General features: G+C 66.4%; 22 protein-coding genes. 15 read left to right on the plus strand and 7 right to left on the minus strand.

Annotated features, from left to right (window positions below):
* Nucleotides 1-20: 20 nt before the first annotated feature.
* From ISP25_RS18620 to ISP25_RS18635, 4 genes are all read left to right on the plus strand, one after another.
* On the plus strand, nucleotides 21-1,208 hold the full coding sequence (locus ISP25_RS18620) for a GGDEF domain-containing protein (RefSeq protein WP_404615937.1): 1,188 nt from the start codon (nucleotides 21-23) through the stop codon (nucleotides 1,206-1,208).
* 221 nt (nucleotides 1,209-1,429) lie between these two features.
* The gene (locus ISP25_RS18625) at nucleotides 1,430-2,509 is read left to right on the plus strand and encodes a 3-deoxy-7-phosphoheptulonate synthase (RefSeq protein WP_404615938.1); all 1,080 of its coding nucleotides are present in this window, start codon (nucleotides 1,430-1,432) and stop codon (nucleotides 2,507-2,509) included.
* Between the two features lie 38 nt (nucleotides 2,510-2,547).
* Nucleotides 2,548-2,823, plus strand: a complete 276-nt coding sequence (locus ISP25_RS18630) for a GNAT family N-acetyltransferase (RefSeq protein ID WP_192156713.1) — start codon at nucleotides 2,548-2,550, stop codon at nucleotides 2,821-2,823.
* On the plus strand, nucleotides 2,820-3,509 hold the full coding sequence (locus ISP25_RS18635) for a DUF1345 domain-containing protein (protein WP_404615939.1): 690 nt from the start codon (nucleotides 2,820-2,822) through the stop codon (nucleotides 3,507-3,509). Before ISP25_RS18630 ends, ISP25_RS18635 begins: the two co-directional genes overlap by 4 nt.
* A gap of 138 nt (nucleotides 3,510-3,647) precedes the next feature.
* Here the strand turns inward: ISP25_RS18635 and ISP25_RS18640 are convergent, their stop codons facing one another.
* Complete coding sequence (locus ISP25_RS18640; protein WP_192156709.1) at nucleotides 3,648-4,130, minus strand: YajQ family cyclic di-GMP-binding protein; 483 nt, start codon at nucleotides 4,128-4,130, stop codon at nucleotides 3,648-3,650.
* A 77-nt stretch (nucleotides 4,131-4,207) separates the two neighbouring features.
* On the opposite strand from ISP25_RS18640, the gene ISP25_RS18645 reads away from it, so the two are divergent.
* Nucleotides 4,208-5,386, plus strand: coding sequence for a BaiN/RdsA family NAD(P)/FAD-dependent oxidoreductase (locus tag ISP25_RS18645; protein WP_404615940.1), 1,179 nt, complete (start codon nucleotides 4,208-4,210; stop codon nucleotides 5,384-5,386).
* Between the two features lie 107 nt (nucleotides 5,387-5,493).
* Here ISP25_RS18645 and ISP25_RS18650 read toward each other — a convergent pair whose 3' ends face one another.
* A complete protein-coding gene (locus ISP25_RS18650) occupies nucleotides 5,494-5,955 on the minus strand; it encodes a YaiI/YqxD family protein (RefSeq protein WP_404615941.1) in 462 nt (153 codons plus the stop codon).
* Nucleotides 5,952-6,833 carry a PhzF family phenazine biosynthesis protein gene (locus ISP25_RS18655; protein WP_192156703.1) on the minus strand — a complete coding sequence of 294 codons (882 nt, stop codon included), beginning with the start codon at nucleotides 6,831-6,833 and terminating at the stop codon, nucleotides 5,952-5,954. The genes ISP25_RS18650 and ISP25_RS18655 overlap by 4 nt, the downstream gene beginning before the upstream one ends.
* 134 nt (nucleotides 6,834-6,967) lie before the next feature.
* On the opposite strand from ISP25_RS18655, the gene ISP25_RS18660 reads away from it, so the two are divergent.
* The 3 genes from ISP25_RS18660 (at nucleotide 6,968) to ISP25_RS18670 (ending at nucleotide 9,154) form a co-directional block, all read left to right on the plus strand.
* A complete protein-coding gene (locus ISP25_RS18660) occupies nucleotides 6,968-7,573 on the plus strand; it encodes a rhomboid family intramembrane serine protease (protein ID WP_404615942.1) in 606 nt (201 codons plus the stop codon).
* Nucleotides 7,574-7,699: 126 nt separating this feature from the next.
* A complete protein-coding gene (locus ISP25_RS18665) occupies nucleotides 7,700-8,062 on the plus strand; it encodes a lipoprotein (RefSeq protein ID WP_404615943.1) in 363 nt (120 codons plus the stop codon).
* 24 nt (nucleotides 8,063-8,086) lie between these two features.
* On the plus strand, nucleotides 8,087-9,154 hold the full coding sequence (locus ISP25_RS18670) for an aminopeptidase (protein ID WP_404615944.1): 1,068 nt from the start codon (nucleotides 8,087-8,089) through the stop codon (nucleotides 9,152-9,154).
* Nucleotides 9,155-9,157: 3 nt separating this feature from the next.
* On the opposite strand, the gene ISP25_RS18675 is transcribed toward ISP25_RS18670, so the two are convergent.
* From ISP25_RS18675 to ISP25_RS18685, 3 genes are all read right to left on the minus strand, one after another.
* Nucleotides 9,158-9,967 carry a cytochrome c gene (locus ISP25_RS18675; RefSeq protein ID WP_404615945.1) on the minus strand — a complete coding sequence of 270 codons (810 nt, stop codon included), beginning with the start codon at nucleotides 9,965-9,967 and terminating at the stop codon, nucleotides 9,158-9,160.
* 53 nt (nucleotides 9,968-10,020) lie between these two features.
* Nucleotides 10,021-10,977 carry an alpha/beta hydrolase gene (locus ISP25_RS18680; RefSeq protein ID WP_404615946.1) on the minus strand — a complete coding sequence of 319 codons (957 nt, stop codon included), beginning with the start codon at nucleotides 10,975-10,977 and terminating at the stop codon, nucleotides 10,021-10,023.
* A gap of 110 nt (nucleotides 10,978-11,087) precedes the next feature.
* Entirely contained in the window at nucleotides 11,088-11,735 is a 648-nt protein-coding gene (locus ISP25_RS18685; protein ID WP_404615947.1) for a hypothetical protein, read from the minus strand.
* 205 nt (nucleotides 11,736-11,940) lie between these two features.
* Between ISP25_RS18685 and ompR the strand changes: the two genes are divergently transcribed.
* The 4 genes from ompR (at nucleotide 11,941) to pncB (ending at nucleotide 16,404) form a co-directional block, all read left to right on the plus strand.
* On the plus strand, nucleotides 11,941-12,672 hold the full coding sequence (gene ompR / locus ISP25_RS18690; protein ID WP_404615948.1) for an osmolarity response regulator transcription factor OmpR: 732 nt from the start codon (nucleotides 11,941-11,943) through the stop codon (nucleotides 12,670-12,672).
* Nucleotides 12,669-13,958: an ATP-binding protein gene (locus tag ISP25_RS18695; protein ID WP_404615949.1), complete on the plus strand. Its 1,290-nt coding sequence runs from the start codon at nucleotides 12,669-12,671 to the stop codon at nucleotides 13,956-13,958. Before ompR ends, ISP25_RS18695 begins: the two co-directional genes overlap by 4 nt.
* Nucleotides 13,959-13,970: 12 nt before the next feature.
* Complete coding sequence (locus ISP25_RS18700) at nucleotides 13,971-14,951, plus strand: extracellular catalytic domain type 1 short-chain-length polyhydroxyalkanoate depolymerase (RefSeq protein WP_404615950.1); 981 nt, start codon at nucleotides 13,971-13,973, stop codon at nucleotides 14,949-14,951.
* Nucleotides 14,952-15,219: 268 nt separating this feature from the next.
* Nucleotides 15,220-16,404 carry a nicotinate phosphoribosyltransferase gene (gene pncB, locus ISP25_RS18705; protein ID WP_404616347.1) on the plus strand — a complete coding sequence of 395 codons (1,185 nt, stop codon included), beginning with the start codon at nucleotides 15,220-15,222 and terminating at the stop codon, nucleotides 16,402-16,404.
* Nucleotides 16,405-16,518: 114 nt separating this feature from the next.
* On the opposite strand, the gene queG is transcribed toward pncB, so the two are convergent.
* Complete coding sequence (gene queG / locus ISP25_RS18710; RefSeq protein ID WP_404615951.1) at nucleotides 16,519-17,601, minus strand: tRNA epoxyqueuosine(34) reductase QueG; 1,083 nt, start codon at nucleotides 17,599-17,601, stop codon at nucleotides 16,519-16,521.
* 41 nt (nucleotides 17,602-17,642) lie between these two features.
* On the opposite strand from queG, the gene ISP25_RS18715 reads away from it, so the two are divergent.
* The 3 genes from ISP25_RS18715 to ISP25_RS18725 all read left to right on the plus strand — a co-directional run bounded on the left by ISP25_RS18715 (nucleotide 17,643) and on the right by ISP25_RS18725 (nucleotide 21,304).
* Nucleotides 17,643-19,124 (plus strand): NAD(P)H-hydrate dehydratase, encoded by a 1,482-nt coding sequence (locus ISP25_RS18715; RefSeq protein ID WP_404615952.1) that lies wholly within the window; start codon nucleotides 17,643-17,645, stop codon nucleotides 19,122-19,124.
* Nucleotides 19,121-19,582 (plus strand): tRNA (adenosine(37)-N6)-threonylcarbamoyltransferase complex ATPase subunit type 1 TsaE, encoded by a 462-nt coding sequence (gene tsaE / locus ISP25_RS18720; protein WP_192156679.1) that lies wholly within the window; start codon nucleotides 19,121-19,123, stop codon nucleotides 19,580-19,582. The genes ISP25_RS18715 and tsaE overlap by 4 nt, the downstream gene beginning before the upstream one ends.
* 183 nt (nucleotides 19,583-19,765) lie before the next feature.
* The gene (locus ISP25_RS18725; protein ID WP_450088480.1) at nucleotides 19,766-21,304 is read left to right on the plus strand and encodes an N-acetylmuramoyl-L-alanine amidase; all 1,539 of its coding nucleotides are present in this window, start codon (nucleotides 19,766-19,768) and stop codon (nucleotides 21,302-21,304) included.
* The last annotated feature ends 36 nt before the right edge of the window (nucleotides 21,305-21,340 follow it).

The following is a 21,340-nucleotide window of genomic DNA, read 5'->3' on the forward strand; positions in this document are numbered from 1 at the left end:
GTCTTGTTCGGGGAGGGTGGATGTCCGTTTTGGTGCAGAGCCTGTCGTTGCTGGGCGCGATGCAGGCCGCGACCGTGGCGTTGATGCTGTGGTTGGGCGTGCATTCGGACGAAAGCCGAGCAGTACGCAGCCTGCATCTGCGCGCCAGCGCGTTGGCGGTGGAAGCGTTGGGCTACAGCACGGTGGCATTCGGGCATTACCTGCCTGCAGGCACGGCGACCCTGGGCGGCAATGCCCTCAACCTGCTCGCGCAGGCGATGAGCGTGGTTGCGCTGCGGATGCTGCTGGGCGCGCCGTTGCGTTGGCGCGCGGCGGTTGCGGTAGGCGTGATCGGTTGGGTGGGCGTGGCCTGGTTCGCCGCCGTCCAGCCCGATTACCGGAGCCGTGTGCTGTGGGGCTCGGTGGCCATTGCCTGCAACCTCATGCTCAACATCGAGGCGCTGGTGCGCGGGCGCTGGGACAACTGGTCGCGAGCACGCCATGCGCTGCTGTGGATCTTCGCGTTGTCGTTGCTGTTGCTGGTGTGGCGCAACGGCATGCTGTGGCTGGGGGATACGAGGCTGGACAGCGTGCTCGCGCCCAGCTCGATCAACGTCTTCTGGATGCTGCTTTCGGGCATGCAGTCGCTGTTCTACGGCCTGGGTTTCCTGCTGCTGTACAACGAGCTGCTGCAGCGCCAGCTGCATGTGATGGCACGCGTGGATTCGTTGACCGGCGTGCCGAACCGGCTGGCCTTGGAAGAGCGGTTCACCGGCATGCTTGCCACGGATGCAGGCGCGCATGCGCCGTTCTGCCTGTTGCTGCTGGACATCGACCATTTCAAGAGCGTGAACGACCGTTTCGGGCACGACTGCGGCGACAAGGCGCTGAAGGCGCTGACGCGCCGCGTCCGTGACGTGCTGCGCGGCACCGACATGGTCGGCAGGCTGGGCGGCGAAGAGTTCATCGTGCTGGCACCGGACGTGGGCCGGGCGGCCGGCGAGGCGTTGGCGGAGCGGATTCGCGAGGCGGTTGCCGGCGCACCGGTAAGCATCGACGACCGCGACCTGCCGCTCACCGTTTCGGTGGGCGTGGCCGAGGCCGAACTGCACGAGCGGGACATGTCCACCACGCTGCGGCGCGCCGACAAGGCGCTCTACGTCGCCAAGCACGGCGGCCGCAACCGGGTGGTGGTGGCGCCGACGTATGCCGGCGGCATGGCGCGATAGTCGCACCTGTTATTTGCAGTGCGCCGGGCGTGGTGCTATTGATGGACGTCATGAATCCCACCGCCCGCCAGTATTTTTGGTTTTATGGCTATCTGAAGCCGCTGGCGGAGGCATGGGTGCGATCGTCCTGACGAAACACTGAAACCCCATCCCGAAAGCCGCCAGCAATACCGAGGCGGCTTTTTTCATGGCCGCCGCACCCCACACGAGGAGCCGCCGCCATGTCCCACGTTTCCACCGATGATCTGCGCATCCGCAGTATCCATCCGCTCGCCACGCCTCTCGAGGTGATGGACGAGTGTCCCGCCACCAACGCGATGCTGGACACTGTGGGCAATGCGCGCGTGGCACTGCACCGCATCCTCGATGGCCTGGACGATCGGCTCGCGGTGGTGATCGGCCCATGCTCGATCCATGATCCGCGCGCTGCGCTGGATTATGCGCAGCGGCTGGCGGCGCAGCGCGAACGCCTCGGTGACGAGCTGGAAATCGTGATGCGCGTGTATTTCGAGAAGCCGCGCACCACCGTGGGCTGGAAAGGACTCATCAACGACCCCGACCTCGACGGCAGCTTCCGCATCGACAAGGGTCTGCGCGTTGCGCGCAAGCTGCTGTGCGGCATCAACGCGTTGGGGGTGCCGGCGGCTTGCGAATTCCTCGACATCATTTCGCCGCAATATCTCGCGGACCTGGTGGCGTGGGGGGCCATCGGTGCGCGCACCACCGAGAGCCAGGTGCACCGCGAGATGGCCTCGGGCCTGTCGTGCCCGGTGGGCTTCAAGAACGGCACCGACGGCAACGTGAAGATCGCGGTGGACGCGGTGCAGGCCGCCTCGCATCCGCACCATTTCCTCGCCGTGACCAAGCAGGGGCAGGCCGCCATCGCCGCCACCAGCGGCAACCGCGATTGCCACGTGATCCTGCGCGGCGGCAAGGTTCCGAACTATGACGCGGCCAACGTGGAAGCGGCATGCGCCGCCATCGCCAAGGCTGGCCTGCCGGCGCGGGTGATGATCGACGCCAGCCATGCCAACAGCAGCAAGAAGCCGGAGAGCCAGCCGCTGGTTATCGCCGACATCGCCGCACAGCTCGAAGCGGGTGAACGGCGCATCGTGGGCACGATGGTGGAAAGCCATCTCGTCGCCGGCCGCCAGGACCTGCTGGAGGGTCATCCGCTGACCTACGGCCAGAGCATCACCGACGGCTGCATCGGCTGGGACGAATCGGTGCGCGTGCTGGAACAGCTGGCCGCCGCCGTACGCCACCGCCGCGCGGCGGCACGGAAAGGGCTTGCGGCATGAGAGAGGTATGCTTGACGGCATCGTCCACGGAGGCCGCCATGCATCTGGAGATTCATCATGACCGCGCCGCACAGCGCTTCGAAACGCGGGTAGAGGGCATGCATTGCGTGCTCGACTACAGGCTGGCTGCTGGCGTGATGACGATTACCCACACCATGGTGCCGCCGCCTGTCGGCGGCCGTGGCGTGGCCGGTGAGCTGGTGCGCTCGGCGCTGGAGTTCGCACGCGACGAGGGCCTGCTGGTGCAGGCCGCCTGCTCGTATGCCGCAGCATGGATGGAGCGTCACCCCGACTACGCGGAGTTGCGTGCATGAGCCACGGACCGCTCGACTCCAACGGTGCGGCCAAGCCGCGACGCTGGCGACCGTTCCGTTACGTGAGGGCACGGCCGCGGCTGAGCGTGTCGTTCGTGATTTTCGTGGTCAGCGGTACGGTGCTGATCGCGCTGGGTCTGCGCGTGGCCACCGCGATCCTGCTGGGCTTCGACTTCGCTGCGGTGGTCTATCTGTTGGCGCTGGCGCGGCTGTTCAATCATTCCACGCCCGCGCATATGCGGCTGCAGGCCAAGGCGCAGGACACCGGGCGCTGGGGCGTGCTGTGGAGCGCGGTGGTGCTTTCCGGTGTGGTGTTGGTGGCGCTGGGCACCGAGCTGCACGCGGCGAAGGGTGGCGGCCTGCCTGCGCTGGGCGTGGGCGCGCTCAGCGTGGTACTGAGCTGGCTGTTCCTCAACATCATGTTCGCGCTGCACTATGCGCACGGCTTCTATGGCGATTTCGGCGAGAAGCACGCGGGGCTGGAGTTCCCGGACACGCCCAAACCCGACTACTGGGACTTCACCTACTTCGCCATCGTGATCGGCATGACCTTCCAGGTCTCCGACGTGCAGATCAGCAGCCGCTACCTGCGTCGCGTGGCGCTGCTGCACAGCGTGATCGCATTCTTCTTCAACGTGTTCATCATCGCGATCACGGTGAATATCGTGGCGGGGATGGGCGGATAACTGGCTGTCGTCAGACAGCCAGTTATCCCGGTCCACGGATGGATTGGCCGGCGCAGCCGAGTCCGGCGAGCGCCGGATTCGGCGAGTCGGGAAAGGGCGGGAAAGCACTTTCCCGGCAACAGGCAAGGCGCTTAGGCTTCAATCGCGGAAATTGTCGAACTGCAACGGCAATTCCACGTCAGCCTTGCGCAGCACCGCCATCGCCAGCTGCAGGTCGTCACGCTTCTTGCCCGTCACGCGCAGCTTGTCGCCGTTGATCTGCGCTTCGACCTTGAGCTTGGCTTCCTTCAGCGTGGCCACCAGTTTCTTCGCCACGGGCTGCTCGATGCCCTGCTTCACCGTGACCTTCTGCCGCGCGCCGGCCAGGTTGGTTTCCACCTCGCCGATGTCCAGCGCACGGATGTCGATCTTCCGCGTGGTGAGCCGGCCGCGAAGGATGTCCAGCATCTGCTGCAGCTGGAAGTCGCTGGGTGCGGTGAGCAGGATCTCGGACTGCTCCAGCGCGAACTTCGCCTCTGAGCCCTTGAAGTCGAAGCGGTTCGCCAGCTCGCGGTTGGCCTGGTCCACGGCATTGGTGAGTTCGTGCTTGTCGACTTCGGAGATCACGTCGAAGGAGGGCATGGCGAAAGCTCGCATGTGGGGAGGCGCAAAGTGTACGCGATGCGATAATGTGCGCCTTGCATGGCGGGAGTGGCCGGTTGAAAACGGATGTACTGATCGTCGGCGCCGGCGCCGCGGGCCTGATGTGCGCGATCACCGCGGCGCGGCGCGGTCGCCGCGTGCTGGTGGTGGATCACGCGAACCGCGTCGGCAAGAAGATCCTGATGTCCGGTGGTGGCCGCTGCAACTTCACCAACACCGGCACGTCTCCCGCCAACTACCTCAGCGCCAATCCGCATTTCGCCAAGTCGGCGCTGGCGCGCTATACGCCGGCGGACTTCGTCGCGCTGGTGGAAAAGCACGGCATCGCCTACCACGAAAAGGAGCTCGGGCAGCTGTTCTGCGACGATTCCTCCAAGCAGATCGTGCGCTTGCTGCTGGACGAATGCGCCGCCGCTGGCGTACGCGTCGAAACCAGCTGCGGTGTCGAGCGCGTGCGCAGAACGGACGAGGGTTTCGCCGTGCTCACTGCGCGCGGCGAGGTGCATGCGGAGTCGTTGGTGGTGGCGACGGGCGGCCTGTCGATCCCCAGCATGGGTGCCAGCGGTTTCGGCTACGAACTGGCGAGGCAGTTCGGCCATGCCGTGCTGCCCGTGCGTGCGGCGCTGGTGCCGCTGACCCTGAGTGGCAAGCACCAGGAGCATTACGCCGATCTCGCCGGCGTGGCGCTGCCGCTGGCCGGAACGCGAGTGGGCAAGCGCGCGTTCCGCGCGGGTCTGCTGTTCACGCATCGCGGCCTGAGCGGGCCGTCCATCTTGCAGATTTCCTCGTACTGGCAACCGGGCGACGACTTGCGGCTCGACCTCGCGCCGGATGTCGGCCTGGGCGACTGGCTGGTGCAGCAGCGCGGCGCGCGACCGGCGGCAGAACTGAAGAACGTGCTGGCTGACGCGCTGCCGAAGCGCCTCGCGCAGCGCCTGTGCGAACTGGTCTTCGAAAGCCGCCCCATGCGCCAGTACCGCGACGCGGATTTACGCGAGATCGGCCGGCAGTTGCACGACTGGCCGATCACGGCCAGCGGCACCGAGGGTTACCGCACCGCCGAGGTGACGTTGGGCGGCGTGGACACCGACGGGCTCTCCTCAAGCACGATGCAATCGAGGCTGGTGCCCGGCCTGTATTTCATCGGCGAAGTGGTGGACGTCACCGGCTGGCTGGGTGGCTACAACTTCCAATGGGCATGGGCGTCGGGCCATGCGGCAGGTGAGGTTGCCTGAGCTCGTAGGAGCACCCTGTGCGCGATTGCCTTGCGCTTCGGTCGGAGCGAATGGCAATCGCGCACAGGGTGCCTTCCTGCATGAGCCCCGCGGGCGAGAATGGTGCGTCAGCGCCGCTGCTGCTGCAGCCAGTGGTCGAGCTGGTTCGCGAACGCCTGCTTGTCACGTGCATGGAACGGCGCGTGGCCGCCGGTGTCGATGCCGGTGCTGCGCAACTCATCCATGAAATTGCGCATGGTCAGTCGTTGGGCGATGGTGTCGGGCGTGTGCAGCGTGCCGCGCGGATCGAGTGCCAGCGCGCCTTTTTCGACCACCATTGCGGCCAGCGGAATGTCCTGCGTGACGACGAGGTCGCCGGCATTCGCGCGACGCGCGATCTCTTGGTCGGCGACGTCGAAGCCGCCGGGCACCTGCACGGCGCGCACGTAGCGCGAGGGCGGCGTACGCAGGTACTGGTTCGCCACCAGCGTCACCATCACCTGTTCGCGATCGGCGGCGCGGAACAGCATTTCCTTGATGACTACCGGGCAGGCATCGGCATCGACGAGGATCTGCGCCGCGTCGCTCACGCCGCATTCCAGTGCAGCGTGCCGTCGACGATGGTATGGGTGCGGCCACCGACCCAGACCGTGCCGTTCACGATGTGGACGACAAGCTGGGCATCGTGGCCGATCTCGCGTCCCTGGCTCACGACATACCCGCCGGCTAGCGATCCGCCTGGTTCGGCGTGAGCGATGTATGCGGCGATCAAGCCGTTGGCAGCGCCGGAAGCGGGGTCCTCGACGATGCCCACGCCGGCTGGGAAGGCGCGCACTACCAGCTGGTAGTCGGGATGGGTGCTGCGCGCGAACGCGCACAGCCCCATGCTGTCGCTGGCATGGGCCAGCGCACCGATGGCGCTGTGATCGGGCTTCCAGGCGCGTAGCGCCGCCTCGCTTTCCAGCTCGGCCAGCCACCAACGGCGGCCGCCATCGACCAGAGCAGGTGGCAGGGCACCGCAGCCGGCTCCGGCCAACGAGGCAGCCAGCAGGGGATGCGCGTCATGGCCGGTGTCCAGCACGCGCTCGCCGGGAGATTTCAACAGCATGCAACGATTCGCACCTTCGCCTTCCACGCGCATCGGCAGCACGCCGGCACCGCACTCCTGCCACAGCTGGCCATCGACGGGGCGCACTAGTCCGCACTCCAGCGCGGCGTGCGCGCTGCCTACGCTGGGATGGCCGGCGAACGGGATCTCCTTGTGCGGCGTGAAGATGCGCACGCGGTAGCTGGCCGAAGGATCGGCGGGCGGCAGCAGGAAGGTGGTTTCGACCAGGTTCGTCCAGCGCGCGAAGCGCTGCATCGCGTCGCCGCTCCAATGCTCGGCGCCGACCACCACGCCGAGGTGGTTGCCGCCGCCGTGTGTGGCCGCAAAGACGTCCAAATGAAGGTAGCGAATCGCAGGCATGGGCATAGGGTTCGTGGGGAAGCGCGCATGATAGTCGCGTCCGCCAGCCGGCGGGGCGTTTTATCGCGGATTCGACAAGTGCGCACGCTGCGGCCAAGATGCCGCCACCTCATCACCCGGGCGCGGAACCGTTCATGTTGATTACCCTCATCATCATCGCGATCACCTGCATCGTCTCGTTCATGGCGTTTAAGAACGGGCGGCTGATGAACGACCTGATCCTGTGGCCGCCGGCGATCAGCCGACAGCGCGAGTACCACCGGCTGGTGACCTACGGGCTGGTGCATGCGGACTTCAACCATCTGCTTTTCAACATGATCACGCTGTTCTTCTTCGGTCAGCAGATGGAGCGTTTCTACACCATGGCAATGGGCACGTTCGGCTTCGTGCTGTTCTACATCGGCGCGCTGGTGGTCTCGATCCTGCCTACGTATTTCCAGAACCGCGGCAATCCGAATTACCGCAGTCTTGGCGCGTCGGGCGCGGTGTCGGCGGTACTGTTCTCCTTCATCATGCTGGCACCGTGGTCGCGCATCATCGTGTTAGTGCTGCCGATGCCGGCGATCGTCTATGCCGTGCTTTACACCGCATACTCGATCTACATGGACAGGAGCGGACGGGGCAACGTCAACCACAACGCGCACCTGTGGGGCGCCGCCTACGGTGTCGCATTCACCCTGCTGGTGGATCCGCAAGTGCTCTCGAGTTTCCTCGGCCAGTTGTCGCATCCGCGGTTCTGAGCTCGGCTTCTGTTGGAGGCTCCCACAAGGCCCCCTGCCGCATCCGGATGCCGCCGGCCGGCTCTCAGCACCGGTTCAAGCGGGTCGGCGCAAGCTGGCGTTGTCGTCTCCCAAGGAGGCCGTGTCATGAAACGTCTGATTTGCGGTTTCATCCTCATCGTGGTGGCCGCCTTGCTGTCCGGTTGCTACTACGAGCCTAGCTACGGCTACGTGCGCGCCACGCCGTATGCCGGCCCTGCCTATTACGGCAACGCTGTCGTCTATGGTGACAGTTACTACGCTGCGCCAGGCTGGTACGGCTATGGCGGCTGGTACGACGGTTATGGCTATGGTTGTTGTTATGCACCGGGCCTGGTGGTCGGCGGCGTGTGGTACGACCACTGGGGCCATCGCCATTATCGCGGGGGCTACTACGGACATGGTCCCGTCCACTCGGCTGGCGGCGTGCACGGCCACGTCAGCGTCCACACCGGCACCACGCACCACTGAGCACAGCTGCGGCATGATGGCGGGATGACCCGCCATCATGCCTTTGTTCGCCGCCTGCGGCCCGGGTACCTCGCGCTTGCGACGCTGGGTCTTGCGCTATGCGCCTGCAGCAGCCTCCGCTACTACGCGCAGGCAGTGCACGGGCAAGGCGAGTTGGTGCTGAGACGAGAGCCGGTAAGCAAGCTGTTGCGCAATCCGGCCACCGATCCGAAGCTCGCGGCGCGCCTGTCGCTCGCGCTCGCCGCACGCGAATTCGCTTCGCGGAAACTGGGCCTTCCCGACAACCGCAGTTACACCAGTTACGTGGCGTTGCCTCGGCCGTACGTGGTGTGGAACGTGTTTGCCACCCCGCGCTATTCGGTGGAGGCAGTGCGGCACTGTTTCCCCGTGGCGGGTTGTGTGGCGTATCGCGGCTGGTTCAGCGAGGCCGCAGCCGAGGCCGATGCAGCGCGTCTGCGCAGCACGGGCGACGACGTATGGGTGGGCGGCGTGCCGGCGTATTCCACGCTGGGCTGGTTCGCCGATCCCATCCTCTCCAGCATGCTGCGCTGGGACGACGACGAACTGGCCGCCACGATCTTCCACGAGCTGGCGCACCAGCTGATCTATGCGAAGGGCGACACGGCGTTCAACGAATCCTTCGCCATGTTCGTGCAGACCGAGGGCCTGCGCGAATGGCGCGAATCGCGGGGCCTGCCGCCGGATGATGGCCGCGCCCAGGCGATGGACGACGGCTTCACGAAATTGGTGCTGGATCTGCGCGACAGGCTGCAAGCTCTTTATGCCAGTAGCGCGGATCTTGAGGCGATGGAGGCGGGCAAGCAACGCGAGATCGCTGCGTTTCGCGAGCGCTATGCGCAGTGGCGCGATACGGACTGGCCGGGTGACCATCGCTACGACACGTGGATGACCAAGCCCATCAACAATGCCCGGTTGTTGCCGTTCGGCCTTTACGATCAGTGGACGCCGGCCTTCGCAGCGCTGTTCCGCGTGAGTGGCAGGCAATGGTCGGCGTTCTACGCGCGCGTGCGGGCGCTGGCTCGCGAGCCGAAGGCGGCGCGCGATGCAGAGCTCCATGCGCTGCTGCCTTGAGGGTCAATGCGCGGCCTTGTGTTTCGCCATGTAACGCAGGTAGGCCAGCACCGCATCGAGGTCGGTATCGCTGAGCGATTCCTGGGTGGGGAAACCGATCATCCTTGCCTCGGGCCAGCGGCGCAGCGATTGCGGGTTGCGGATGTAGCCGCGCAGCAGATCCGCGCGCAGGTATTCGATGGGACTGTACGGCAGGTTGAGGTCGGGGCCCAGTTTCGAATCGCCCTCACCGTTCATGGTGTGGCAGGCGAAGCAGGTGCGCTTGAATACGTCGAAGCCTCGGCGCACCTCGGCGGTTGCGCCGACCGCGGGCACGATGACAGGAAAGCGCGCATCCACGCCCGAAAGCGTGCGGATCACGGCCAACTGGTAAGGCCACTGCTCCGGACTGACATGTACGCCCTGCGGATGCGTCCACACCAGGTAGAACGGGCCGGCGCCCTTGGCGTTTTCGGGCAGCGCTGGCCAGGGCCGCGCCGGATCTTCCACCGCCAGCCATGCCTGCGAATCCTGCTGGTTGAGTATCGTCGTGGCGGGAATTTCCGCCGCGAAGCCATCGACAGCAACGAACTGCAGGTGCTGACCGGCACTCAGGCCCGGCAACAGCGCAAGCAGCGGCACGGCGCGATAGTGCATAGGGCGTCGGAACGCCACGTCGTCCGTAATCGTCACCGTAGTCGCATCGGCACGCGAAAGCAGCTCTGCGGTGCTCCAGGTTTTCGCGCCGTGGCCCAGGTCGATGCGCAAATCTGCCGCATGGACGAGCGGTAGCAGGCAGAGCCAGAGCAGGCAGCAGTAAAGCAGCGATTTCATGAAGGCACCGGCGATGGGAGGCGAAAACTCCGATTCATCTTCGCATGCCGGCATCAGCGCGAGTCCGCGTCGAGCCTCCGGGCCACGGCAGGATCGAGGTTGCGCATGAACGCTTCCACTGCAGCGGTGTAGTCCGAAGGCTGGCCGAGTTGCTCGTTGATCTCCTCGTGCGACAGATCTTCGGGTCGTACCTGCGCAAGCGTGCCCAGGCCCGCAGCCTTGGCCACGAAGCGTCGCGCCTGTGGGCAGGAATCTGCACGTTGCGTCGAACACACGGCGAGGAAGGGCGCGAGGCGCGAATCGAGTTGCTGCTGGGGCGAGGCCGCCGCCCAGTGGGAAGGATCGTTGCCGAATGCGGTGTCGTAGAGGCGCAAATGGCGGTTCTGCATGATCTCCGTCACATCGTAGGCGGCGCTGTCCAACGCTACGGTTCCCAGCCAGGGTGTGGCTCCCTGCCGCAGCGCCAGCGACGGCAGGGCGCTGATGAGGCTCACCAGATGCGCACCCGCCGAGTGACCCATCAGGATGAAGCGCAGACGGTCGCCGCCCCAGCTGGCGGCCATGCGTTGTGCGGTTGCCAGCGCGAGGCCAAGATCCTGTGCCTGCCGCAAAGGTGTTGCCGCGGGTATCAGCGGGTAGTTTGCCGAGACCACGATGAAGCCGCGGGGTACCCAGCGCGCCACTTTGTTCTCCACTACCCGCGCGGAGGCCTTGTCACCGAATGCCCACGCTCCGCCATGCACCAGGAAAATCACCGGTGCGCCGCGCACAGGTTGCTGGGGCAGATAGACGTCGAAGCGTTCTTGCGCATCGCTGCCATAAGCCACGTCGTGGATGGCGCGTACGCCGGGTGGCAACACGGCCATGGGGTCTTGCGCACCCTGCTGTTGCAGGCGGCGCTGCATCAGCGCACGACGGAACATCCCTGTCTGCGCCGACGCAGACGGCGGCACCAGCATGGCCATGGCGATCGCGCCACCGAGCGCGGCGAGCCAGTTTTTGGGTTTCATGTCTGCTCTCCGGAAAGCGCACGGCTGCACGGTGGTCTGCTGGCCGTGACGACCACCGTGCACGCAGTTGAAGACTGTAGCGACGTGCGACGCGGACGGGGTTCGTTTCGTCAGCGCGGGCAGGAAATGGTGGTGCCGCTCGAGTCGGTGCAGGTTCCGGTGTGGGTGATGCCCTGGCCCTTGGTGTAGCTCGTCTGGCCGGTATAGGTGTCGCCGGCGGCGTTGGTGATGGTGCTGTCATGGGTCGCGGTGCCGTTGGAGGCAGTCGTGCTGCCGTCGTAACTGCCGCGCGTGCCGCTGGCCGTGGTCTGCCTGCTGCTGCTCCAACTGCCCGAACTGTTGCGCACATAGCTGCCGCTGCTGTCGTAGGAACCGCCAGCCGCATTGCTGCCGCTGCGCTGGAAGCTGCCCTGGGCGGAACCGTCGGCGTTCCGCGTGTAGTTGTTGCTGCCAGTGAAGCTGCCGCCGTTGACGCCATTGGCCTGAGTGCCGCCGCGGTGGCTGATGCTGCCATCCGGGTGCGCCGAGGTCACCGAGCCGTGCGTCACCGTGCCGTCGGCGCCGGAGACGCGCGTTGCGCGGAAGTGTTCGAGACCGCCCTGGCCGTTGCCGGTCGTGCCGCCCACGTGGCCTACCGTGTTGCCGTTGTGCTGAACGCGGAAGCCATGGACGCGCGCCTGTACTGGCAGGGTCGTGCCTGCGGCCAGGATCCCAATCAAGGCGAAGGAAGCAAGACGAGGGGCGTAGCAAGTGTTCATCGCGGAACTCCTGTGAGGGGGAGGGCCGGTCGCCCCGCCGGGCGACCGGTGCAGCGCGACTGTCGCGCAGACGCACCGCCAGAGTGTTTCCGCGCCGGTGCCAGATGTGAGCACCTGTTGCGGTCTGACCGTCCGGAAACAATTGCTTGCAATTGCCCTCACGGTCCGCTTGCCGTTGCCGCCGGACGCGCGGGATAGTCGCGCCATGGACACTCCCTACATCCTTGTCGTTGACGACGACCTGCGCCTGCGCGATCTGCTGGAACGTTATCTCGCCCAGCAGGGTTTCCATGTGCGCGGCGCCGCACATGCCGCGGCCATGCATCGGGAGCTGGCCATGCATCACGTCGACCTCATCGTGCTGGACCTGATGCTCCCGGACGGCGACGGCCTCGAACTGTGTCGCGTGCTGCGTGCCCAGGGCATGGATATGCCCGTGATCATGCTTACCGCGAAGGGCGACGAGGTGGACCGCATCGTGGGGCTGGAGATCGGCGCCGACGATTACCTGTCCAAGCCATGCAATCCGCGCGAACTGGTGGCCCGCATCCGGGCCGTGTTGCGCCGCCGCCCGCGCGCTCCCGCGGGTGCGCCGCAGGCCGAGCGCGAACCGGTGTACTTCGGCCGCTTCAGCTTCGATCCGGCCAGCCGCCAACTGCGCGACGGCGACGAGTCAGTCAAGCTGACCAGCGGGGAGTTCGCCGTGCTGGCTGTCTTGGTGGACCATCCTTACGAGACGCTCAGCCGCGAGCGCCTGATCGCGTTGGCACGCGGACGCGATCACGAGTCTTTCGACCGCAGCATCGATGTGATGGTGTCGCGGCTGCGTCGTTGCCTGGAGGACGACCCGCGGCGGCCGCGCTGGCTGCAGACGGTATGGGGCAAGGGTTATGTATTCGTGCCGGATGGCACGGCGCGGGACGGGGAGGGCGCATGAACCGCAAACCCACCACTTTTACGCTGGTACTGGCGCTGCTCGCGCTTGCGTTGCTGTTGGCGCTGGGCCTGTCCTCCGCGCTGTCGGTGCACTTCAACCGGCAGATCGCAGCCAATATTTACGGACGCCTCGCCAGCGCCACCGCGGTGGCCACCGACGAATTGGCGCTGCGCCACGACGCCGAGGCCGGACGCGTGCTGGCGCGGCTCGCTGAATGGGGCGTGCGTGTGGAGACAGGGACGCCGCCGCCGTCCACGGTACGTGTGGCCCCGGTCGCGCTGGCGGTAGGCAAGCAAGTCGGCGAGCAGTTGCAGCTTGCCGACCCTGCGCGCGTGGCAGTCGTGCAGACCCCCGATACGCACATCTGGGTTCCCAGCGCCCACGTGCCAGGCCAATGGGTCGTCATGAGCGAGCCGAGCAACCGAGCGCGGCTGCTGGCCTCGTCGGTAGGGATTGCCATGCTCGCCGGTCTCATCGCGCTCGTGCTTGCGGCGTTGCTGGCGCGCCTGTTGACGCAGCCGCTCGAACGGCTCGCCGGGAGCGCCGGTGCGCTGCTGGCAGGCGAGCCGGTGGCGCTGGACGGTAGCTCGCGCGAAGTCGAGCGCCTGGCCCAGTCGTTTCGCGAAGCGGGAGCGCGCCTGCGCGGCAGCGCCCGCGAGCGCGAATTGATGCTGGCCGGCATCTCCCACGATCTGCGCACGCCGCTGGCCAGGCTGCGGCTGGCGCTGGAACTGGGCGATGCCGCCGACCTGCAGCGCCGCGAAGCGATGGTGTCCGACCTCGAGGAGCTCGACGCCGCGTTGGAACAATGTCTTGCCTTTGTGCGCGACGGCCGCGACGAGGTTCCCGATGCCATCGATCTCGCCACTTTGCTTGGCCAGTTGCTGGGCTTGCGCCGAGAGCCCGATGCCTGGCAACTGGACGGCCCCGACAGCCTGCGCGTGGTCGCGCGCCCCCGTCTGCTGCGCCGCGCGATCAGCAACTTGATGGACAACGCCGAGCACCACGGCGCCGCGCCGTTCCGCGCGGTCATCGGCAGGGATGCGTGCGGTGTCTTCGTCAGCGTTGCCGACAAGGGGCTGGGCGTGCCGGAGCTGCTGCTGCCGCAACTCGGCCGGCCGTTCCTCCGCGGCGACCGCGCGCGCAGTACCGCCGGCACCGGCCTGGGCATTGGCATCGCCATGCGCGCTGCCGAGTTGCATGGAGGTGCGCTCGAACTCGCCAACATTTCCGGCGGCGGCTTCGTTGCCACGATGCGTCTGCCCGATCCTTCCTCTTCGCACTGACGAACCCTGGCCATGCTCCCGACTATCCGCTTCGTGCTCTTGTGCCTGCTGCTGTCGCTGGGCGTTCTCGCACCGGCGTTTGCCGGCGAGGACACGCTCTACACATTGCGTGCCGGTGGCCTCGAACGCAGTTACCTGGTGCACATGTCTCCCGGCAATGCGGATTCGCCGCGCCCGCTGCTGCTGGTTTTTCATGGTGGCGGCGGTACCGCGCGCGGCATGCCGCGCTTCACCCATCTGGACGAGATCGCCGATCGCGAAGGCATGATCGTGGTCTATCCACAGGGCGTGGACCGGCATTGGAACGATGGCCGCGACTCGATCAAGCGCAAGGTGGATGACGTGGGTTTCGTGCGTGCGTTGCTGGACGACATGGAGAGCAACTTCGCCGTTGACCGCTCGCGCATCTATGCCGCCGGAATTTCCAATGGCGCGATCTTCGTCGAGCGGCTGGCCTGCGACATGTCCGACCGTATCGCCGGCATCGCGGCCGTGGCCGGCACCTTGGCGCGGGACTACCAGCCGCAGTGCCAGCCGCAGCATCCGGTGTCGGTCCTGCAGTTCGACGGCACCGCCGACCCGATCATGCCCTACGCGGGCGGTGAGGTGGCCAATTTCGGCGGCCATGGCGAAGGAGGTCCGGTGCTTTCGGTCGATGCCACCACCGCGTTCTGGGCGCGCATGGATGGTTGCCCGGCGGCGGCCGCGCCGGCATTGCTGCCGCCGGAGGCGCCGCTCGATCCCACGCGGGTGTTCCGCAGCCAGTGGCGATCTTGCCGTGACGGCCGCGCCGTGGTGCTTTATTCCATCCAGGAGGGTGGTCATACCTGGCCAGGTGGGCCGCAATACCTGCCGAAGTTCATCGTGGGCCGTGTCAGCAGGCAGATCGACGCCAGCGAGACGATGGTGCGCTTCTTTCTCGACCACTCACGCGCCGGTTCCTTGGCGCGCGTCATGCCAACGCCGCCATCGCCGCGGCTTGCTGGAAACTGAATCAACCCCAAAAATTTGGTCGGATTACCTTGAACTTCAGCTTCATCGGCTACACTAAGCCTACGTATCGCCGTGAGGCGAAAGGAGACGGAGCAAAACATCGCATCGTCGAGGGGTCGGCCCCTCTCTCCCCTCTTGACGCGCCGACCTGACGAATCCCGGTAGCTACTCCCCTGGCTACCGGGATTTTTTATGCCCGCGATTCGGCTCCGGCATGGATAATCAACCTCTTGGCGCAACGGGCGCCGCCGTGCTGTACGGGCGACGCATGATTGTCGAATCGCTGCTGGACACCGATCTCTACAAGTTCTCGATGATGCAGCTGGTGCTGCATCACTACCCGGCCGCGCAGGTCGAGTACCGGTTCAAGTGTCGGAATCCGGGCATCGACCTGGTTCCGTACATCGCCGAGATCCGCGCCGAGCTGGAAGAGCTGTGCGAGCTGCGTTTCAGCGCGGAAGAGTTGGATTACCTGCGCGCGATGCGCTTCATCAAGAGCGATTTCGTGGACTTCCTGGGCCTGTTCCGGCTCAACGCGAAATACGTGACCATCGCACCGGCCGAGGCCAACAACGGCGAGATCGAGATCCGTATCAAGGGCCCCTGGCTGCATACCATCCTGTTCGAGGTGCCGCTGCTCGCCATCGTCAACGAGGTGTACTTCCGCAACACGCAGCCACAACACGATCTCGCTGAGGGCCGGCGCAGGCTGCAGGAGAAGATCGCGCTGCTGCACGGCACGCCTGGCTACGAGCACTGCCGCATCGCCGACTACGGCACGCGGCGGCGATTCTCGCGCATCTGGCACGAGGAAGTGCTGGTTGCCTTGCGCGACGGACTGGGCACGCAGCTCGCCGGTACCAGCAACGTGTGGTTCGCCATGCGGCTGGGCCTCACCCCGCTGGGCACGCTGGCGCATGAGTACCTGCAGGCGCACCAGGCACTGGGCCCGCGCCTGCGCGATTCGCAGGTGGCCGCGCTGGAGGCCTGGGCGAAGGAATACCGTGGCGACCTCGGCATCGCGTTGTCCGATGTCTACGGGCTGGCCGCCTTCCTGCGCGACTTCGACATGTACTTCTGCAAGCTGTTCGACGGCGCGCGCCACGATTCCGGCGACCCGTTCGACTGGGGCGAGCGCATGCTGGCGCACTACCGCGCCAACCGCGTCGACCCGCGCGGCAAGGTGCTGGTGTTCAGCGACGGGCTGGACATACCCAAGGTGATGCAACTCTACGAACACTTCCGTGGCCGCTGCCTGCTGGCCTTCGGCGTGGGCACCAATCTCAGCAACGACACCGGGCCGAAGCCGCTCAACATCGTGATCAAGATGATCCGCTGCAACGGCCAGCCGGTGGCCAAGCTCAGCGATTCGCCGGGCAAAAACATGTGCGAGGACGAAGCCTACGTGACCTACCTACGGCAGGTGTTCGGCATTCCTGACACGCAGGGCTGACGCCGGAAGCGGAGCATGTCTGCTCGTCATTCCGGGGCAGGCCGGAATCCAGTTGCCGCATAGCCCGAGCAAGCGTGACCGTCAATGGATCCCTGCCTGCGCCCGGAGACGGGTTTAGGTCGGGCCATGCTCGCAGCGGGTTTGCTGCGCCAATGCCCAGGCCACATGCTCGCGCACGACGGGCGATGGATGGTCGGCGCGCGCATTGAGCGCCTCGCGCACCGCCGCCGAGACCGGTGCATTGCCCAGCGCCACCGCGATATTGCGCAGCCAGCCTTCGTAGCCGGTGCGGCGGATCGCCATGCCTTCGGTGCGTTTCAGAAACTCGTCCTCGCTCCAGGCGAAAAGTTCGACCAGCTTCGCGCCGTCGAGGCTGTGACGCGGCGCGAAATCCGGTTCGTCGGTGTCCTGTGCGAACTTGTTCCAAGGGCAGATCAGCTGGCAATCGTCGCAGCCGAAGATGCGGTTGCCCATGAGCGCACGCAGTTCCTCGGGAATCGTGCCCTTCAGTTCGATGGTGAGATAGGAAATACAGCGGCGCGCGTCGAGCCGGTACGGTGCCAGGATCGCCTGCGTGGGGCAGATGTCGATGCAGCGTCGGCAGGAGCCGCAATGCGCGCTGGCAGGTTCGTCCACCGGCAGCGGCAGGTCGGTGTACAGCTCGCCGAGGAAAAAGTACGAACCGGCACGACGGTTGATCAGCACCGTGTGCTTGCCGATCCAGCCCAGTCCCGCGTTGCGCGCCAGCGCCTTCTCCAGTACCGGCGCGGAATCGACATAGGCGCGGTAGCCGAAGTCGCCCACCACGGCGTGGATGCGTTCGGCCAGCTTCTGCAGGCGGTTGCGCATCAGCTTGTGGTAGTCGCGGCCCAGCGCATAGCGCGCCACGTAGCCGGCTTCGCCGTCGCGGATGACCTCCCAGGCATTGCGCGTACCAGGCGGCACGTAGTCCATTCGCACCGAAATCACCCGCTGCGTGCCCGGTTCGAGTTCGGCTGGCCGCGCCCGCTTGGCGCCATGGCGCGCCATGTATTCCATCTCGCCATGGTGCCCATCGGCCAGCCAGCGCTCGAGGTGTCGCTCGTCCTCACCCAATGCCACGCCGCTTATGCCTGCTTCGGCGAAGCCCAATTCGAGCGCCCACTGTTTGATGTCGCGGGCGAGGATGGCGTAGTCGATGGCGATGCTGGAAGGCATGCGCGCATTGTAGGTGCGCGGCGCTGCCTATAATCCGCGGCATGTGCGATCACTTTCATAGCCATCAGCTCTATACCGTCGCGCAGGTGCGCGAACTGGATCGCCGCGCGATCGAAGAACTGGGTGTGCCGGGTTTCGAACTGATGCGGCGCGCAGCGTGGGCGGCACTCTCCAGCCTTCGCCGGCATTGGCCGCAGGCGCGCCGCATCGCCGTGTATTGCGGGCAGGGCAACAACGGCGGCGACGGCTTCCTGCTGGCGGTACTGGCGCGTGAGGCCGGCCTGCAGGTGGACGTGTTCGCGCTGAATGAGGCGTCCGCGGGCGATGCCGCCACGGCCCGGCAGGCGTGGAAGGATGCCGGAGGCGCCGTACGCCTTTGGCGCTCGAGCGATGCCTTGCCCACCGTCGATGTCCATGTCGATGCGCTTTATGGGACAGGTTTGCGGCGTGCGCCCGAGACATCGGTGGCAGCGCTGATCGAAGCGATCAACGCCAGCGGTACGCCTGTCTTGGCGCTGGACGTGCCCTCCGGGCTGGATGCCGATACCGGTCGGACGCCCGGCACGGCGATCCGCGCCGAACGCACGGTGAGTTTCATCGCGGCCAAGCGCGGCCTGCATACCGGTCGCGCGGCGAATGTCGTGGGCTCGCTGGAGCTGGATGCGCTGGGTTTGCCCGAATCGTTGTGGCGGGACGTTTCACCCGACGCACGGTTGCTGATGCCCGCGCACCTGCCGCCGCGCCTGCGTGACGCAAACAAGGGCACGAACGGCCACGTGCTGGCGATCGGCGGCGAGCACGGCATGGCTGGGGCGATCCGCCTGAGTGGCGAAGCGGCGTTGCGCACCGGCGCGGGTCTGGTCAGCGTGGCGACGCGCACGGAGCACCTGCTCGCGTTGAACGCGGCGCGTCCCGAGCTGATGGCACATGGCGTGGATGGCCCGCAGACGCTGGAGCCGCTGCTGGCCCGCGCCAATGTGCTGGCCGTGGGGCCGGGCCTGGGGCAGGGTGCATGGAGCCACGCGCTGTGGCTCACCGCGTTGGACAGCGGCAAGCCGCTGGTGCTCGATGCCGATGGGCTCAACCTGCTGGCACGCGAGCCGCGCCGCTTCACGCAGCAGGCGGTGCTGACGCCGCATCCCGGCGAGGCCGCGCGCCTGCTCGGCGGCACGGTGGCCGAGGTGGAGGCGGATCGTTTCGCCGCCGCGCGCGCGCTGGCGCATCGTTTCCAGGCCGTGGTCGTGCTGAAAGGCTCCGGCAGCCTGATCGCCAATCCGGACGGACGTCTGAACGTTTGTCCCTGGGGCAATCCCGGCATGGCCGCGGGCGGCATGGGCGACCTGCTTACCGGCATCGTGGCGGCGCTGCTGGCGCAGGGCTGCGACGCCTGGCAGGCGGCCAGCCTTGGCGTCGGCCTGCATGCGCGCGCCGGCGACTGCGCGGCAAGGCAGGGCGAGCGGGGCCTGCTTGCCACGGATCTCCTCGCGCCATTGCGTGCACTGTGCAATGGAATCGACGCATGAACAGGCAACGCTGGGCATTGGCCGACGAGTCCGCCACCGATGCGCTGGGCCGCTGCTTCGCCGCCGCACTGGCCGGAGCCGGCATGGTGATCTACCTGCATGGCGACCTGGGTGCGGGCAAGACCACGTTCGCGCGTGCGTTGCTGGGCGCGCTGGAAGTGGGCGAGCGCATCAAAAGCCCCACCTACAGCCTGATCGAAGGCTATGCCGCCCAGGGCCGGCCGGCCTGGCATCTGGATCTCTACCGCATCGCCGATCCAGGCGAGCTCGAATGGCTGGGGTTGGACGCGCTGGCTGATCCTGCAGCGCTGGTACTGGTGGAATGGCCCGAACGTGGCCGCGGTGCGTTGCCGGCTCCCGATCTCACCTTGCACCTGGCTTACGCCGGGGCTGGCCGGCAAGTGCAGCTCGAAGCACATACCGCGCGTGGCCGCGATCTCTTGCAGCGCTTGCGCTGATTGAAGCCGGCAAGTCGCTATTTCTTCTGGAAAAACCCTCGTGGGCCTGGCGGGTGCTGGTGGCTCGGAGAATGGCAACTTGCGAGCCATAGCTAGATGTTGACTGATGAATGACCTGCAGGTCATGGATATTCAAAGGAAAACTTCTTGCTTTCCTGATCCGCCTGCGATTCAATGCGCCCCATGCGGGGATACCTGAACAGCTTGGGTGGGATAGTCGTCGTCGCTTTGGCCGCGGCGATGGCGCCCGTTGCCGCGCATGCGACCGATTTGATGGCGGCGCGCGTCTGGTCCGACGCCAGCCACACCCGGCTGGTGCTCGATCTGGATGGCAAGCCGAACTACCGCATCGATCGCCAGAGCGACCAGGTCGTGGTGGATTTCGCCCGCGGCCGGATCGCGGACGGCTATGCCGATCCGACAGCGCACGGCCTGTTTCGTGGCATCAGCCACAGCAGGCAAGGTGGCAGCCTGCAGCTCACCGCAAAGATGGCCGCTGGCAGCCAGGTGCGCAGCTTCGTGCTCGCGCCCAGTCAGGGTGACCATTACCGCTTGGTGCTGGATTTGTTGCCGGGTGGCGGTACGGGCGCAGCGGATGCTGCCGCCATCACCAAGCCCGCCGGCGCCGCAGTCGCTGATGACGATGTGGCGGCCCCTTTGCCCGTCGTCGCGGCGGTGACCAATCGCCGCGGCGGCCAATCCATCGGTTCCACCCGGCGGATTACCCAGCAGGCCGCCGCGTTGCTGAACGGCCAGCGCAAAGTGGTGGTGTGTATCGACGCCGGCCACGGCGGCAAGGATTCTGGCGCGATCGGTCCCGACGGCACGATGGAGAAGAATGTCACCCTGGCGGTGGCGCGCGACCTCGCGGCGCAGATCAACAAGCAGCCGGGAATGACGGCCATCCTCACCCGCGACAGTGATTACTTCATTCCGCTGGAGCGCCGCTACCAGATCGCACGCGAGCACGATGCCGACCTGTTCGTCGCCATCCACGCCGACTCCTATCCCAGCGGCGATGCGCGCGGCTCCTCGGTGTGGGTGCTCTCTTCGCGCGGCAAGAGCTCGGTGGCGGCGCAGATGCTGGCCGACCGCGAAAACAGCTCCGACCTGATCGGCGGCGTATCGCTGAGCGACCAGAGCGATGGCCTCGCCAAGGTGTTGCTGGATATGCAGCAGGGCTGGGCGGTGCAGGCCAGCGACGTGGTCGCCGGCAACGTGCTCAAGGCGCTGGGGCAGATCGGTCCAACCCACCGTGGTTATGTCGAGCGTGCCAACTTCGTGGTGCTGCGTTCGCCCGACGTGCCTTCGATCCTGGTCGAGACGGCCTTCATCAGCAATCCGGACGAGGAACAGAAGCTGCGCGACCCCGGACACCAGCAAGCGTTGGCCGCGGCGGTGATGAGCGGCGTGAAAAGCTACTTCGAATCTTCGCCGCCGCAGGGCAGCTGGTTTGCGGCACAGGCCGCGCAGCGCAGCGGCGTTCAACTGGCTTCGGCCAAGTCCGGTCGATCGGATGGTGGCGACGATGGCGCTTCGGTCGCCGATGCCTCACCCGTCGCCGACGCCGGCGTACGCGACCTGCATCGCGTGGGCGAGGGCGAAAGCCTGCGCAGCATCGCGCGGCAATACGGCATCAGTGTCGGTGCGTTGAAGAGTGCCAACCACATCGACGGCAACGTGGTGCGCACGGGCACCGTGCTGGCCATTCCCGCAGGTTGATCCGGCGGCCTGATCGCCCCAACTGCTAAAATCCGC

The sequence above is a fragment of the Rhodanobacter hydrolyticus genome (assembly GCF_044904645.1).

Excerpts from the sequence above, each read along its gene's own strand:
- ISP25_RS18680 (WP_404615946.1), bottom strand. The coding sequence starts at position 10,977 with ATGAAACCCAAAAACTGGCTCGCCGCGCTCGGTGGCGCGATCGCCATG.
- ISP25_RS18660 (WP_404615942.1), top strand. The coding sequence starts at position 6,968 with ATGTTGATTACCCTCATCATCATCGCGATCACCTGCATCGTCTCGTTC.
- ISP25_RS18675 (WP_404615945.1), bottom strand. The coding sequence starts at position 9,967 with ATGAAATCGCTGCTTTACTGCTGCCTGCTCTGGCTCTGCCTGCTACCG.
- ISP25_RS18655 (WP_192156703.1), bottom strand. The coding sequence starts at position 6,833 with ATGCCTGCGATTCGCTACCTTCATTTGGACGTCTTTGCGGCCACACAC.
- ISP25_RS18625 (WP_404615938.1), top strand. The coding sequence starts at position 1,430 with ATGTCCCACGTTTCCACCGATGATCTGCGCATCCGCAGTATCCATCCG.
- ISP25_RS18665 (WP_404615943.1), top strand. The coding sequence starts at position 7,700 with ATGAAACGTCTGATTTGCGGTTTCATCCTCATCGTGGTGGCCGCCTTG.
- ISP25_RS18695 (WP_404615949.1), top strand. The coding sequence starts at position 12,669 with ATGAACCGCAAACCCACCACTTTTACGCTGGTACTGGCGCTGCTCGCG.
- tsaE (WP_192156679.1), top strand. The coding sequence starts at position 19,121 with ATGAACAGGCAACGCTGGGCATTGGCCGACGAGTCCGCCACCGATGCG.
- ISP25_RS18630 (WP_192156713.1), top strand. The coding sequence starts at position 2,548 with ATGCATCTGGAGATTCATCATGACCGCGCCGCACAGCGCTTCGAAACG.
- pncB (WP_404616347.1), top strand. The coding sequence starts at position 15,220 with ATGATTGTCGAATCGCTGCTGGACACCGATCTCTACAAGTTCTCGATG.
- ISP25_RS18670 (WP_404615944.1), top strand. The coding sequence starts at position 8,087 with ATGACCCGCCATCATGCCTTTGTTCGCCGCCTGCGGCCCGGGTACCTC.
- ISP25_RS18685 (WP_404615947.1), bottom strand. The coding sequence starts at position 11,735 with ATGAACACTTGCTACGCCCCTCGTCTTGCTTCCTTCGCCTTGATTGGG.
- ISP25_RS18715 (WP_404615952.1), top strand. The coding sequence starts at position 17,643 with ATGTGCGATCACTTTCATAGCCATCAGCTCTATACCGTCGCGCAGGTG.
- ISP25_RS18620 (WP_404615937.1), top strand. The coding sequence starts at position 21 with ATGTCCGTTTTGGTGCAGAGCCTGTCGTTGCTGGGCGCGATGCAGGCC.
- ISP25_RS18635 (WP_404615939.1), top strand. The coding sequence starts at position 2,820 with ATGAGCCACGGACCGCTCGACTCCAACGGTGCGGCCAAGCCGCGACGC.
- ISP25_RS18725 (WP_450088480.1), top strand. The coding sequence starts at position 19,766 with ATGCGGGGATACCTGAACAGCTTGGGTGGGATAGTCGTCGTCGCTTTG.
- ISP25_RS18640 (WP_192156709.1), bottom strand. The coding sequence starts at position 4,130 with ATGCCCTCCTTCGACGTGATCTCCGAAGTCGACAAGCACGAACTCACC.
- queG (WP_404615951.1), bottom strand. The coding sequence starts at position 17,601 with ATGCCTTCCAGCATCGCCATCGACTACGCCATCCTCGCCCGCGACATC.
- ISP25_RS18700 (WP_404615950.1), top strand. The coding sequence starts at position 13,971 with ATGCTCCCGACTATCCGCTTCGTGCTCTTGTGCCTGCTGCTGTCGCTG.
- ompR (WP_404615948.1), top strand. The coding sequence starts at position 11,941 with ATGGACACTCCCTACATCCTTGTCGTTGACGACGACCTGCGCCTGCGC.